14 protein-coding genes and 1 riboswitch are annotated in these 15,265 nt (G+C 35.7%); of the genes, 6 read left to right on the forward strand and 8 right to left on the reverse strand.

Translation table 11 applies throughout. From position 1 onward, the window contains the following. Window positions 1-2 precede the first annotated feature (2 nt). From DK866_RS03410 to thiD, 3 genes are all read right to left on the reverse strand, one after another. On the reverse strand, window positions 3-632 hold the full coding sequence (locus tag DK866_RS03410) for a 4Fe-4S single cluster domain-containing protein (RefSeq protein WP_109407740.1): 630 nt from the start codon (window positions 630-632) through the stop codon (window positions 3-5). Further along, entirely contained in the window at window positions 632-2,470 is a 1,839-nt protein-coding gene (locus tag DK866_RS03415; RefSeq protein WP_109407741.1) for an AAA family ATPase, read from the reverse strand. The genes DK866_RS03410 and DK866_RS03415 overlap by 1 nt, the downstream gene beginning before the upstream one ends. 157 nt (window positions 2,471-2,627) lie before the next feature. Further along, window positions 2,628-3,425 carry a bifunctional hydroxymethylpyrimidine kinase/phosphomethylpyrimidine kinase gene (gene thiD / locus DK866_RS03420; protein ID WP_109407742.1) on the reverse strand — a complete coding sequence of 266 codons (798 nt, stop codon included), beginning with the start codon at window positions 3,423-3,425 and terminating at the stop codon, window positions 2,628-2,630. Between the two features lie 51 nt (window positions 3,426-3,476). Beyond that, window positions 3,477-3,565, reverse strand: a riboswitch (TPP riboswitch). 316 nt (window positions 3,566-3,881) lie between these two features. Between thiD and DK866_RS20070 the strand changes: the two genes are divergently transcribed. The 3 genes from DK866_RS20070 to pagP all read left to right on the forward strand — a co-directional run bounded on the left by DK866_RS20070 (window position 3,882) and on the right by pagP (window position 5,625). After that, complete coding sequence (locus DK866_RS20070) at window positions 3,882-4,043, forward strand: hypothetical protein (protein WP_244179648.1); 162 nt, start codon at window positions 3,882-3,884, stop codon at window positions 4,041-4,043. A 143-nt stretch (window positions 4,044-4,186) separates the two neighbouring features. Next, a complete protein-coding gene (locus DK866_RS20075; protein WP_244179649.1) occupies window positions 4,187-4,378 on the forward strand; it encodes a hypothetical protein in 192 nt (63 codons plus the stop codon). Window positions 4,379-4,989: 611 nt separating this feature from the next. Continuing rightward, a complete protein-coding gene (gene pagP / locus DK866_RS03430; protein ID WP_109407743.1) occupies window positions 4,990-5,625 on the forward strand; it encodes a lipid IV(A) palmitoyltransferase PagP in 636 nt (211 codons plus the stop codon). 64 nt (window positions 5,626-5,689) lie between these two features. Here pagP and ptuB read toward each other — a convergent pair whose 3' ends face one another. From ptuB to mgrB, 3 genes are all read right to left on the reverse strand, one after another. Then, the gene (gene ptuB, locus DK866_RS03435) at window positions 5,690-6,262 is read right to left on the reverse strand and encodes a retron Ec78 anti-phage system effector HNH endonuclease PtuB (RefSeq protein ID WP_279628998.1); all 573 of its coding nucleotides are present in this window, start codon (window positions 6,260-6,262) and stop codon (window positions 5,690-5,692) included. 218 nt (window positions 6,263-6,480) lie between these two features. After that, complete coding sequence (locus tag DK866_RS03440; RefSeq protein WP_109407745.1) at window positions 6,481-7,863, reverse strand: amino acid permease; 1,383 nt, start codon at window positions 7,861-7,863, stop codon at window positions 6,481-6,483. A gap of 148 nt (window positions 7,864-8,011) precedes the next feature. After that, complete coding sequence (gene mgrB, locus DK866_RS20290; protein WP_227335537.1) at window positions 8,012-8,188, reverse strand: PhoP/PhoQ regulator MgrB; 177 nt, start codon at window positions 8,186-8,188, stop codon at window positions 8,012-8,014. Window positions 8,189-8,527: 339 nt separating this feature from the next. Between mgrB and DK866_RS03450 the strand changes: the two genes are divergently transcribed. The 3 genes from DK866_RS03450 (at window position 8,528) to brnQ (ending at window position 11,497) form a co-directional block, all read left to right on the forward strand. Further along, a complete protein-coding gene (locus tag DK866_RS03450; RefSeq protein WP_006533085.1) occupies window positions 8,528-8,914 on the forward strand; it encodes a helix-turn-helix domain-containing protein in 387 nt (128 codons plus the stop codon). 127 nt (window positions 8,915-9,041) lie between these two features. Then, window positions 9,042-9,848 carry a sugar-phosphatase gene (yidA, locus tag DK866_RS03455; protein ID WP_109407746.1) on the forward strand — a complete coding sequence of 269 codons (807 nt, stop codon included), beginning with the start codon at window positions 9,042-9,044 and terminating at the stop codon, window positions 9,846-9,848. A gap of 302 nt (window positions 9,849-10,150) precedes the next feature. Then, window positions 10,151-11,497, forward strand: a complete 1,347-nt coding sequence (brnQ, locus tag DK866_RS03460; RefSeq protein WP_109407747.1) for a branched-chain amino acid transport system II carrier protein — start codon at window positions 10,151-10,153, stop codon at window positions 11,495-11,497. A gap of 130 nt (window positions 11,498-11,627) precedes the next feature. Here the strand turns inward: brnQ and DK866_RS03465 are convergent, their stop codons facing one another. Beyond that, on the reverse strand, window positions 11,628-12,467 hold the full coding sequence (locus DK866_RS03465) for an N-acetylmuramoyl-L-alanine amidase (protein ID WP_109407748.1): 840 nt from the start codon (window positions 12,465-12,467) through the stop codon (window positions 11,628-11,630). Between the two features lie 98 nt (window positions 12,468-12,565). Next, window positions 12,566-14,038 carry an alanine/glycine:cation symporter family protein gene (locus tag DK866_RS03470; RefSeq protein WP_109407749.1) on the reverse strand — a complete coding sequence of 491 codons (1,473 nt, stop codon included), beginning with the start codon at window positions 14,036-14,038 and terminating at the stop codon, window positions 12,566-12,568. Window positions 14,039-15,265: the final 1,227 nt, after the last annotated feature.

Genomic DNA, 15,265 nt, shown 5'->3' on the forward strand with positions numbered 1-15,265 from the left:
TCTTATCTTTTTATCTGTTTTAATTGTGCATCTTGTTGTGCTAATAATTCACGCAAACGAGCCATATCCCCCTTTTGAGGAATACCTGTAAGATAAATGCGTCCTTGATTATCCATTGAGAGATCAAGCACTTTATCTTCTTCGGTCACACTTCTATCAAAAGCATTAAAACGTGTACTTCCCAGTGCAGTTAAACAATGGAGTTGCTGATTATCGCTACCTCGTAACATCAAACTTTGCGTGTTTTCTACTTGATATCGACCACTCATTAACGCATCAATTAAGCCTGACATTTTAGTGATTTGGGGTTCTATCTCATTCCAGTGATAACCACTATAAATAAAAATATCTCCCGAAAATTGCTGACGCAATGCTATTAATAGCGCATAAAGCGCCTCTGGTTGTTCAAAAGGTTCACCACCAGAAATCGTAATACCATTCGCAAATGAAAACCAAGGTTGAATTTGTTGGATAAGTGCCTCAACTGTGGTGCTTTCGGCTTTTCTTTCCCATGTATCTGGTGATAAACAGCCTTTACAACGTAAAGAGCATCCTTGAAACCAAATACCAATTCGTTTTCCTGGCCCCAATGTTGTGACTGGGAAATGGATTCGAGATAAGCTTATCTGCATTAATTTGCCTGCGGTACTAAAATAATATTGGTCATCTCACCTATTTGAATATCCGCAATTTGATAGGCTTTTCCTACTGCTAAATCACTGTCAAAAATAGCTCTTGAAAGAGGATTAATTAAATAAACCTCTAATTGGTTACGAATACCACGACCACCATTTGATAGGTCAGATAAACAGTAGGTTTTTAACGTCGATTTAGCTGTTTCTGATATCGACAATGTGAGTGATTGCTTATCAAGGCTAGATAAGATATTTGCTACCATTTGTTCAAATATTTGTTCTGCAACATCTTCTCGAATAAAATCAAAAACAATAATATTTTCACCAATACGGTTTAATAACTCAGGACGATTTAAAACCAATTTAAAATGACGTTCTATTTCACTTTTTACTTTACGGCTGACATTTTCAAACGGTTCATGAGGTAGAACATTTGCTACTCTCTCGCCATTATTATCAACGCGATAAATCCCAAGATTAGAGGTAAATATAATTAAGGCTTCAGAAAAATAAACGCGATCACCACGCCCTGACGTTAATACGCCATCATCTATAATCTGTAGGAATTTATCCATTAAATGAGGATGGGCTTTTTCTATCTCATCAAATAATACAACGCTAAAAGGCTTTTCACGAATAGCATTAGTTAATTCACCACCAGAGTTATAACCAACATAACCTGGAGGTGCGCCAATTAAACGTTGATCTGCATGTTCAGCACTAAATTCAGACATATCAAAGCGAATATAAGCACTTTCATCACCAAAAAGCAGTTGAGTGACTGTTTTTGCTAACTCAGTTTTACCCACACCTGTTGGCCCTGCTAAAAACAGTACGCCCCGTGGTCTTCCGCCTTTATTGCTACCTACCCCCGTCATTGCACGTTTAATAATATCGAGTAAGTGCGTGACGGCATGTTGTTGCCCCTTAACACGACGCTGTATAATTTGTGGTGCATTGCGAATTTTTTGTTTATCGATTTTTTGCCAAGGATCTTCAGTAATACCTACTTTGTAACGTCTTACCGCATCACTAATTCGCGTTATTTCCACTTCTTCAATACGTGCTAATTGCACTATTGCCACTAAATCTAGCAGTAGTAGCCCTTCTGTTTCATCAATAAAATCATTCAAAAGTGGCTCTTTTTCATTTTCAGCCAGTGATGAAAATCCCGCCAGTGATACCAATAAATTGGGCGCTAGCACTCTACGGATCTGGTTATCAGGCTTTGCAACAGGAATGGCTCGAATACGAGGATTATTAACGGTAAACCAATCTGGTAAATCAGTTTCTTTTTCTACGATCCAAAAAACCGTATTAAAGAAAGGCTGATTATGTTCACCAGCAGGTCTTGCTTTAGCTTGATGAGAAGTGACTAATGCTTGTGTAAACAAGCTATGTTCGGCAGGCATCAGATTATCACGATGAGAAAGTAAGCAAGAGGCAAAATCGATACATAACGCAATCGGCTGGCCTGTTATTGTTTGCCATTTTTCTAATACGCTATTTAAGCTATCAACATTACCCGATGCGCGATCCCCCGTAACGGTTAATCCTAGTTGTTGCATTAACATTGCGCCATCTTGCAAAGATTGGGTAGGATTAGCTATCCATTGAAATCCAGCTAACGGCGTATAAGTGATGATATGAACGTAACCCACTTCATACAAACTATTATAAAGTGTCTGGTTAAAAGGCAGTGGCGTTATCATATTAGGCGCAACTTCACTGGCTTGTAAGTCACGTACATTACCAAATAACACAAACTGACTTTTCAATGGAATAAAGCGAAGTAAATCACGTAACCAACGTGGTTTTTGAAAGGCTGTATTCATATCATCCCTTATTGAAAATAAAATATATCTTACCTTACTTCCTCAATATACAGGCTGTTTATATTGAGGACAGTGTTAATTATCTGAAGAGTATGATCATCAAATAGAAATAGAGCCATAAAGGCTCTATTTAAGATAAGTAATAGTGTAAGTAAAATTACCACCAGCGATGAAAATGGTGTACAGGGCCAAAACCTTGCCCAACTTCTAAACTGTCGGCATGTTCTAGCGCTTGCTGTAAATAGGCTTTTGCTTGTTCAACACAAATTTGCCAATTAGCGACTTGAGGACGAATAGCAGCTAAAGCAGCTGAAAGTGTGCATCCTGTACCATGGGTATTTTTCGTATTAACGCGTTTTGAGGTAAATCGCCACTCGCCATTTTGAGTAAATAACCAATCAGGACTTTCATCTTCAGTTAAATGCCCCCCTTTCATCAACACCGCTTTGCATCCTTGTTTTAGTAATTCATAACCTTGTTGTTTCATCGTTATTTCATCTTTAGCGACCTCACAGCCTAGCAGTGCTGCCGCTTCGGGTAAATTAGGCGTGATCAAATCAACCAAAGGCAAAAGCTGATTAACCATTTTATTAACGGCATCAGGCTGTAATAGCGGATCACCACTTTTGGCAATCATTACGGTATCAAGTACAACAAAAGGAATGGCATATTGCTGAAGTTTGTTACAAACCACATCAATAATAGTGGCATTAGAGAGCATACCAATTTTGGCACTATCAATTCGAACATCAGACAAGACAGCATCTAATTGAGCGGCAACAAAATCGGGGGATAAATCATAGACACGACGGACACCACAGGTATTTTGAGCAACAAGTGCTGTCATTACTGTCGTGCCATAAACACCCAGTGCGGAAAATGTTTTCAGATCAGCCTGAATACCCGCACCACCACTAGGATCGGTGCCTGCGATAGACAATGCATTGAATCTCACTGATTAACTCCTCCTTTCACCAGTTACAGAAAAGTCGGGCTCTGTTAATCAGCAGAGTTACCTTGACTTCCCTACGCTGGCATTATCCAGATCAGGTTATACGGGTTCATCTCAGCCATAAGGCGCCCCGAGCCAAAGCCTGTAAATTCAGGCGATAAGGAGTATCGCATGCTCAAGATAAAGATGCTAGTTTGATAGCTAATCTCGATTTATTAACTCTCTATTTTTGAGGCTTGTTATTCAGTAAGATAAATCAGCTCAGGTTGTATATAATAAATACTAAGCTGATGGCTTGTATTGCATGACACATCAATTTAAGGAATATATTTCAGCTATATTTAAATAATAAGAATAAAATAAATTATTTTGTTCATTTTAACGACAATCGATATATTATCTGCTAGATGAGGTATTTATAATGCATTTCTGGGCAATCACAGCATGCGGAGGGGCTAAATGAAAAATGAACCATCGCAACAGAATAATGAACAATCAATGCTTTATCTTATTCCTGATACAGACTTATCACCGCAGATAAAGAAAGTGAAACAGCCTACCTTGTTGAACTTAGATTTCGGCAAGATATTGTTTATGGAAAAACGACGTGAACTCAAATAAAAGTTTGGCGTTCCCGTATACCTAAACATCGAGATGCTATAAGAGAATTATCTCGTACTTTTTTCTGTAATCTTTTAAAAGTTCATAATATTGTCGTTACTGATGAAGAGCAAACTTCTGATGGTAAAGGCTTTTGGATTGATATGATTTTATGGGCTTTTAGCAAAGGCCATTATATTTATGCCTCAGATGGAACGGAGGAAGATAGACCATTACACTTAATTAACAGTATTGAAGATTTTTACAATAACTGGGATGCTTTCTGCTGGGGTAAAGAGCGCGATACGCATACCCATCGGCTACTTATCATTAGCCAAGAAAAATTATCTCAATAATAAGTAATCTATCTCCTGATAACGCGTGAATAATGTTTATTTAAACGTTTATGCTTTAGGATAATCTGCACCAAAAAACTGATACCACACTAAATAAAACCCACACAACTTAAACGATTTATAAACCAACACAGAATTTTTCTTTTTTTTATTTAACTCTTTTTATTCATTACTTTATCATCCTGTCAAAAATAAATACTTTTTTTATAAGTTAATGTTATTAAAATTAAATTTTTACTAATATTTAAATTAAATCATAAAAATAGATATTTGGTCAATTTTTTATATTGGAAATAACTCATCTTAAATAAGATCTCTTTACCCTTATTTATCAATAACTTATTTTCAATCTAATAAAAACTTAATTTTAAATTAAAAACAATACGTTACCATTAAAAGATAACAATATTGAATGTCTTAAATAAACACATTCACAAATACAACAAACTTGTTTATTTTCTTTATAACCGATTTATATCCCTTAAGATTTTAGTTAAGAAGTAAAGTTTCAGATACCTCTTATCTTAAATACTTGTCGATTAAATAACACTATTAGTAACGTTTATTTGTCATCACCAGAATCATAGCAATGCCGTACTCGGAGTTATATTATGTTTTCAACCTATTTTCACCCTAGCGTTTTAGCAACCACGTTGTTTTCGCTTACGTTAACAACAACTGCTTTCGCTTCTGAAAATAATTCCCCTCCACATCAGATTATTACTACAGAAAAACAGCAAACTACCAATAATATATCTCAATCTAATAACGAAGAGAGTTATTGGGGGAAATTTAAGCGTAATGTCAATCAAACTTGGGATAACGACCAATATAACTACTATTTACCTGTGTGGACTTGGCATAACCGTTTTACTTACGATAGAGAAAAAACTAATCGCTATAACGAAACGCCTTGGGGCTTTGGCATGGGGAAATATCGTTATGACAGTGATGGCGATTGGCACTCTCTTTATGCAATGGCATTTATGGACTCAAATAACCGCGTACAGCCTATTATGGGCTATGGTTTTGAGAAAATGTGGTATCCCGGTGATAAAGACGGTTTCCGTATGGGCGCAGGATTTACACTGAGTATTACAGCGCGCCATGAATATGACTATATTCCGATGCCCCTTCCTTTGCCGTTAGTGTCTGTCGGTTATGGGCACCTTTCACTACAAGCAACCTATGTACCTGGTACTTATAACAATGGCAACGTGTTATTTGCTTGGTTACGTTGGCAGTGATCTATAAAAATACCAAAAGATATACTTAATAATATTTTGATAATATCCTGAGTATATCTTTATTTTAATACTGGCAGTTATAACGCCAAGCATGAGTCAAAGCGGTACTAAACTCTAATTGACTCACTCTTTCTAATGCTGTTGTGAGTAGTTCTTCCCACTCTTTTTCAGAAAACTCATCAAATAAGCTATACATCATATCTATTTCATTTTGTTCACTTTCAATACTTCTTCTACGACTATTAAACAAAACTGAGTCATCATTTAAATTAAAGATACGAATTGATTCTTCTGCTTTAACTAAATCTTTATCTTTTAGGTTATCTTTAGGTCGAACCTTGCCTGTTGTTAAAAATAGAAAAAAATCATTTGGATTATCTTCATCTGGCTTGATTAAGCTTTCAACATCATAGCTACCAGTACCATTATCTTTATATATTCCACACCTATTCCAACCACCTTTTTGGCTTGAATCACCGCAAGAACCGAAAAGATTACTCCATATAAAAGTAAGATTTGTATGAGAGTCACGTGTTCTAAAATGTTCAATATGCTTTCGCTTTAAAGAACATTCACAGTAAGCACAAAAACCTTTTTGCATTACATCAAGTGATGCCCAAACACTCTCTTTATTAATTGTTTAATTATCTGCATAATTTCACCTGTAAGAAAACGGGAGTACGGATGTACTCCCGAATTTTACTCTTTACTTTCGCAACCCTAAATGTGAGCAATAAATTAGTGTCTGGCTAATCACCCGACAAGACATAATATGTCCTACGCTAAGGAGTCTATTAAGCTTATCGCACTATATATATATTTCCACAACACACCAACTTACCATCAACTCAGTTTTTAAATATCTTGGCTTGCTTGAGCATTATCTGGTGTTTTCTTCATACGGGAAATCTTAAATCCAACCCACAAGAACGCAATCCAGAATGGCATTAAAATCACCGAAATATTCACTTGTGGCATAAATAAGATAATCACTAAAATCATGCATAAGAAAGCAAGGCAGATATAGTTACCATAAGGATACCAAAGCGCTTTAAAGAAAGGCTCTACACCCTCTTTGTTTTTTGCGGCTCTGAATTTTAAATTCGCCAAACAAATCATAATCCAGTTAAGCACTAACGTAGTAACAACCAATGCCATTAATAGCTCTAATGCCTGATCCGGTAATAAGTAGTTAACTAAAATACCCAATGAAGTCGCAATTGCGGACAAGAGTAGTGATACAACCGGCACACCGCGTTTATTAATGCGAGAAAGTGCATGTGGCGCATTACCTTGTTTTGCCAAACCATAGAGCATACGACTATTAGAATAAACACCGCTGTTATAAACAGATAATGCGGCTGTTAATACCACAGCGTTTAAAATATTTGCGATTAAGAAATTATCCAAATTATGGAAAATCAGGACAAATGGGCTTTCACCTTTTACTACTTGAGTCCAAGGATAAAGCGACAGTAGCACCAACAATGAGCCGATATAGAAAATTAAAATACGATAAACAACTTGGTTAGTCGCTTTCGGGATGCTAACTTTTGGATTTTCAGCTTCAGCCGCCGTGATCCCCACCAGCTCAAGCCCACCAAAAGAGAACATTACAATGGCTAATGCCGACATAAAGCCAGTAAAGCCATGAGGGAAGAAACCTAACTCCCATAAATTACTAACAGAAGCTTGAGGTCCACCATTACCGCTTGCCAGCAAGTAGCTCCCAAATAAAATCATCCCAACAATTGCTAATACTTTAATAATGGCAAACCAGAACTCGGTTTCACCATACATTTTAACGTTAATCAAATTGATTAAGTTGATTGCCACAAAAAAGATAGCAACGGAAACCCAGACAGGGATATCAGGCAACCAATAGTTAATGTATTTTCCTGCTGCAGTTAATTCTGCCATACCAACAAGAATAAACATCACCCAGTAATTCCAACCAGATAAGAAGCCGGCAAAAGGGCTCCAATATTTATTGGCAAAGTGACTAAACGAACCCGCAACTGGCTCTTCGGCAACCATTTCGCCCAACTGGCGCATGATCATAAACGCAATAAAACCACCAATAGCATATCCTAGTATTACTGATGGGCCAGTCATATTAATGGTTTGCGCTATACCAAGAAACAGACCAGCGCCGACAGCACCACCCAGCGCAATAAGCTGGATATGTCGATTTTTCAGACCGCGCTTAAGTTCTGTCTGTTGCGACTCTCTCGCCATACATCCTCTTCTCTTATTATTTTATCAACTTAACGTGTAAACTAATATTTACGATTTTGTTTATTTCAAGCCCCCATTAAAACACTAATCTGACTTGAATAACAAATACATTTTATGCTAGGAGAAAAATAATAAGAAAAGCGATTTTTTAGCTATGTTTGGAGGGGAATAATGTGGTAAACCGACAAAGACCTTGCTGAAAGTCTTCTCCGCGATCGCAAAAGTTATCTAAAGCCATAAGATAGAGACCTAAACTAATGGCTAATGCAATAATTAAACTAATAATTATTTTCTTTGCGTTCAATTTAAAATCCTTTAAATACATTTTGTTAGTATGATTAATAACATTATAAGCATTCGCTTAAATACGATAACAACACGGAGAGTTGTTGTTATAAAATTCGCAATCAATTATCTCTATGAGTGAATTTAGCATAACTTTCATAATGAAAGGTAAACGCTTCCTCGACAGAATTGAGATAATTTGCACTATTTTTCTCTAAACTGTCGGCAAAATGAACACTTTTTATTTTTATTACACATTTTGCCAATGATAAGAAATAGCTATCCATTAATATGGATTTCTCTGTCTGCCACTTTTTGTATAAGATTAGGGAGTTAATTTTGATTTTTACCTTAACTTCATTGATAAAATGGAACTGTAATGCCACAAGATAATCATCTCGCATTGGTTTGCGCGCTAAGTAAATGGATTGAGGAGCATTTAGGCCGTGTTATCCATCTTGAAGAGTTGGCGGCTTATTCTGGGTATTCTCTTTGGCACATGCAGAAAATCTTTAAAGAAGTCACAGGCACCTCTTTAGGAAAATATATACGTCAGCGTAGATTGGCTGGCGCTATTCATTTATTACGTACCAGTGAGCGCTCTATCTTTGATATCGCCCTCGATTTTGGCTTTGGTTCACAGTCTCACTTTACCTACATGTTCCGTAAAGAGTATGGCATTACGCCTTTCGACTTTCGGCAAAATCAAGAGATCGTATTAGAAACCAAACAACCCTTACATTTACAATCACCTTGTTGTGATTAACCCTTCTATTTATGTGACATTATACAGATAGCCCTTAATGTCACATAAATAATACTCAAGCTATGTGATGATAGACCGCTTCGCCCTTCCTTTATCATGATTGCTTTTATTTAATATGGGGATGCTAATGAGTATTAAGCTTATCGCTATTGATTTAGATGGAACCTTACTCAACAAACAACACGAAATCACGCCCGAAGTACAAAATGCGGTTCAACGAGCAAAAGACGCTGGTATTAAGATTGTGCTAGCTTCAGGACGCTCTTTTAATGGCATCTCCCCTTATTTAAAGATACTCGGTCTTGATACTTCTGATTGTTACTGTATTAGCAATAATGGGAGCCAAATTCATCAAGCAGATAATGGTGAAGTCATTATTCAGGATTTACTCAATTTTGAAGATTACCTCTATTTTGAAAATCTCGCTCGTGAGATAGGTGTTCATTTTCACGTCATTAGTGATAATAAAATTTACACTACTAATCGTCATATTAGCCATTTCACTTGCCAAGAAGCCTTCTTATCTTGGACACCCCTTTACTATCGCCCACTTAATGAAATGCAATCTGATATGTATTTTAGCAAATTTATGATTGTTGATGCGCCAGCTGTTTTAGATAACGCCATCCAATATTTACCAGCCAATATTTACGAACAATACAGCATATTACGTAGTGCCCCTTATTTTATTGAAGTACTAAATACTAATGTCAATAAAGGGAGTGCGGTTCAAAAAGTCGCTGAGCATTTAAAAATTACTCCAGAAAAAATTATGTGCATCGGTGATCAAGGTAATGATTTAGCAATGCTGAAATATGCTGCTTTAGGTGTTGCAATGGGAAACGCTCCTGATGAAGTGAAAAAAGTCGCCAAATTCGTCACACTTTCTAATGAAGAGCACGGTGTTGCAGTCGCTATCAATAAATTTATTTAAACACGATCTTTTTTGTGTTTTATCGTGAATGTCTACAAAATTATATAGCATTTGTGATCCTTAGCAGAGGATCACACTGCTTTTTGACCAAAAACATAGCCTTTTATTATTCTATAATTACTGTTAAATGAGCGTTAAATCTGCCTTTCTTCTTACATATCCTTCAGAATTTGTTACTATCAATTCACTTTTCGTTATTCAAACTGCATTTTTACAACATATTCAGCTATTAAATAGGCTAAGAGTAGAATAACAAATATAAATCATTAATATATTTTCTTCACAGACAGGTAGTTTTAGTTATGCTTTCTACAAAAGACATGCTCGTTCTTGGAATGATGGTTTTCGCACTCTTCCTCGGCGCTGGTAATATTATTTTCCCCCCAATGGCGGGTTTTCAATCAGGAAGCCTTTGGTTTAGCACATCCTTAGGTTTTCTTGTTACGGGTGTCTTACTTCCTTTTCTTACCTTAGTCATTGTTGCAATTCGAGGACGTGGTGAACGTCTCTCTGTTGATTTACCTTCATGGGTTGCTGTCATTTTCTGGGTTGCACTATATCTTATCGTAGGTTCTACTTTCGCGATGCCTCGTGTAACTAACACCGCTTATGAAATGGGCTTCCTGCCATTAGGTCTTATTGAGAAAAATACCGCAACACACCTGACTTTCGCGCTTGTTTTCAATATTACAAGTATGTTTTTCATGCTAAAACAAGGCACAATGATCAGCGCTATTGGTAAATTTATGACCCCAGCACTGTTAGTCTTGCTGGTTGTTGTTGGCATTGCTGTTGTGGCTAAACCTATTTCTCCTATTGGGGAGCCAACAGGTCTTTATGCTGTTAATGGTTTCTTCTCTGGCTTTATAGACGGTTACCAAACCATGGATGTCCTTTCTGCTATGGCATTCGGTGGTATCGTTGCGCGTGCTTTGTATACCAAAGGAATTACTGAACCACGCCAAATCGGTTTTATTACCGTAAAAGCAGGACTCATTTCCGTTTTACTGTTAGCTGCACTTTATCTATGCCTGTTCTATTTAGGTGCCACTAGCCATTCTGTTTCTGTTTTTGCAGATCCTGCACTCAATGCCACAAATGGTGGTCAAATATTCTCTCGTTATGTTGATGCTTTATTTGGTTCTGTTGGTACTTGGCTAATGGGAGGGATTGTTTTATTAGCAAGTATGACCACTCTAGTGGGTGTAACAAGTGCTGCAGCTGACTATTTCGCAACATTCCACCACCGTTTAGGCTATCGCTTCTGGGTTGTTGTCTTTACATTAATGACCACAATTGTATCAACGTTTGGCCTTGATACTTTATTACGTGTGACCATTCCTGCGTTATTGATGATTTATCCAACATCAGTCACATTGGTATTACTGCAATTTATTCGTAACAAATTAAAATCACCGCGTTTTACCTATCGCTTTACTATTGCCATCATCGTATTAATGAGCCTTTTCGATACGTTGAAACAATTGAAATGGTTAAATGCTGATTTACTGCAATTATTTAGCTATATCCCGCTTTCTGATTATGGTCTAGGTTGGGTATTACCCGGTGCAATTGCATTCATAATTTCACTGTTTGTTAGCTTAAATCTTAAAGAAGAAAATCTTTCAGTAGAAAATACAGCAAAATAATTAGTATATAGCTCGTAACTTGTAGCGCTGATTGTAAGTTCAAAAAAAAGCGTCTTCCAACTTCTATAGTGGAGACGCTTTTTGCTTTTTGATCCCTTGTGTTTTTACTGTCAATTCATCAAAGGAAACTTTAAGTTCGGTATTTCTCAATCAAAGCCCTTAAAATAGCTTCTGATTGAGCATCAGGGAGCCCATTGGCTTTCGCTGATCTAAAATGCATTTGGAAAGCCTTAACGACTTTTTGTGCATCATTATCTAATATGCCATCTGTTGGTGTTTGATAACCATATTGCTGTAATAGCTTTTGGAAGTTTGCAACATCAACTGGCTCAGAAGGATCTCTACCGGCTAAATAAGCTTGTACTAACTGTTTATCAGGCCAAGCACCTATTCCTTGGTTTGCTAATCTTTCCCAAGGAAATAAAGGACCCGGATCAACTTTTCTTAAAGGCGCAATATCACTGTGGCCCAAAACATTTTGAGGCTCGATATCATAGCGTTCAATAATATCTTTCATCACCATTGAAATAGTGACAATTTGATCTGCTGTATAAGAATACCAATATCTAAATTTTCCATTATCACGGTAGCCCAGATTAACTATCTCAATACCAATAGAACAATGATTTAAGCTTGTCGCATCTCCCCATTGACTAACACCTGCATGCCAAGCAATTTGTCTTTCATCTACTAATGAAATAACAACAGGTTTTCCATCAATAGTTGAGGGATGTGTTGGTATAAGATAATGGCTACTAACTCGCCCAGCAGTGAGAACCTTCAATGAACGCTCATCATCTAGCGCGGTATAATGCATGACTAAATATTTAACACAGTCGTTAGCATCCTGCTTATTAGGGATAACTTTAGCAATATAATCGCCTCGATCAATAAACTCAGGTTGTTGAACGCAACTACTTAAGAGACTTACAGCAATAAGTAATCCAATGTAATACCGACTAGACTTCATTTCTGATCCTTGAGTTAATGTTCCCAAAGTTAAATTGTAATAAAAAAACCCATATTAAAAAATATGGGTTTCCCGTTTTAACTCTTTTTTTATATTCTTCAGTTATTGCTGACTTTTTCACATCTAACTAAAGGCTCATCAGGAATGATATTATTTTCCCAGATGCCATCTTCAATATCCGCTTGTAGCTCTGGATATTGGCGTATATCAAAAGTTGGCAATAAACCAGCTTGTCGTTGCTGGTTGTAATCTTTGACTAATTTTAATGCAACGCCTGAAAGTAATATAATGGCAATTAAATTTGTCATTGCCATTAATCCCATGGAGAGATCAGCCATTTTCCAAACAAGAGGCATATCTGCCAAAGCACCAAACATCACCATTGCTAATACAGCTGAGCGTAAAAGGAATAGCCCTGTTGTATGATTACGCCCAAGGAAAATCATATTACTTTCTGCATAAGCATAATTGGCAATAATCGAGGTAAAAGCAAAGAAGAAAATAGCAATAGCAATAAAGGTACTTCCCCAACCACCTACACTTGATGACAGCGCCAATTGCGTCAATTGAATGCCATTAATGCCTTCTGGATAACTATCGAGTACTCCTGATGACAAAATTATCACTGCTGTTGCACTACAGATAACCAACGTATCCATAAATACACCAAGCATTTGAATATAGCCTTGAGAGGCAGGATGTGGCGGATAAGGTGTTGCAGAAGCGGCAGCATTAGGAGCTGATCCCATTCCGGCTTCGTTAGAGAATAGGCCCCGCTGAATACCTTGAGTCATTGCTTGGCTAATGCCGTAACCTATCGCACCAGCTGCAGCTTCTTGTAAACCAAAAGCGCTTTTAAAGATTAAAAGGAAAACATCAGGTAAACGCTCAATATGATCAGCAACAACCCAGAAGGCTAATAATAAATAAGCAGTTGCCATAATAGGAACAACTAGCTCTGCAACACGAGCAACCCAGCGTAGACCACCAAAAATAATAAATCCGCTAGTTATCACTAAAAAGATGCCAACATAAAATGGATCAAAATTAAAGGCTGATGCTGTTGCTTGCGCAATCGAATTGGCTTGAACCGCATTAAAAACTAAACCAAAAGCAATGATTAGGAAAATAGCGAAGAGAACGCCCATCCAGCGCATTTTCAATCCCTTCGTCATATAATAAGCAGGTCCTCCGCGGTAATTACCCTCATCATCTTTTGTCTTATAAAGCTGTGCTAGTGTGCTTTCAATTAAAGATGTTGCCATACCGATTAGAGCAACAACCCACATCCAAAAAATAGCACCAGGCCCGCCTGCCGTTAATGCAATGGCAACACCGGTTAAATTTCCGGTTCCTACGCGCGCAGCTAAGCTTGTGCATAATGCCTGAAAGGAAGAGATCCCTGATTTATCTGACTTATGGCTATTTTTTAAAATAGAGAACATATGATTAAAATGTCGGATTTGTATAAACCCAGTACGGATAGTAAAATAAATACCGACTCCTAGAAGTAAGTAGATAAGGACATATCCCCATAAAATGTTATTTGCAAAGTTTATTAGCCCAGTCAAATTAATCCCCCTGTATAATAACGTATATAACTTATCCTTACATCGCTATTGAAATAAAAACGAATAAACACCGTGTAATTGAATCAATTAATGATCCAAGTATGTCTTTATGTAATATCAAAAATTGCTGTATAAAAAGCGAATTAAATGTAACACAAGATTGTGCGAGATGTATATTTTTTGTTTATTTTTTTATATGTTAGTATTTGAATTTAATTATCTCATTAACTAAAACAAACAATATTAAAAAATAAAAAATCAATATATATCATCAAGATAAATAAATATCTCTTAATCTTATTAACTCAAAAAAGAAAAGTTAATACTTTAATAATTAAGTTAATCAGTCATTTTAGAAAAAAAACATATAGCTCAAAAAAACATCAACAAATAACTTTCTTTATTATCTTAAATAAATTTAACAATGAAGAATAAAAACGATTCGTTAAAGTAATTTTTTGAAATCTTGATTAATCATTATGATAATTAACATTTAGGAAATAAGCTTTTTATAATCATTAACAATAAAAATTTTGTATTATATAATCAATGAAGTGCTTTAATATTAATAAGATTTTATAGTAAGATAAAAAGTATGCTATATAATTTCCCTTATAAATTTATATAAATATTTAAATTTTAATATATTTTTTTGTCTGTCATCTGTACGAATATCATTGATTGGTATCTGTTCTCTTTTTTATTCACTTACTATTCATTAATAGCGCTCCTTTTTTTTAAGTACTAATTAAAGAGTATTAAATATTTATTTTATATTAATAAAAAAATGAAGAATCACGTAAGTTTACCTATTAACCATTTAGTTAATTTTATTTATACTATGTTTTTCCCTGGTGTTGTATTATTTTTCGCCCTGTTTCCCCAACAGGGCATTTTTTTATATCAATATTTCAACACCTTACCTTAACCCCCCATCAAGTAATATAAAACAAACACATAGCACACACACACCCAATGAATTAACAATATTTATCTATTTTTAATGCAAATTTCTTTGTTTTGTTCATTGATCTAAATCAAATTAAACATTATATTTATTTACTCTTTGCAGAGGTAAACTATTTTTTAGTCTATTTTAAAATAGATTTAATTATGTGTATAAATGCGATTTTTATCATTTTCATTATTTAAATTACCTATAAAGTAGTATAACAATTAGTGAATATTTATTTTTTATTGTTATATTTAATGATGCTGATTAAAAAA

The sequence above is a fragment of the Proteus genomosp. 4 str. ATCC 51469 genome (assembly GCF_003144375.1).
Taxonomy (GTDB): domain Bacteria; phylum Pseudomonadota; class Gammaproteobacteria; order Enterobacterales; family Enterobacteriaceae; genus Proteus.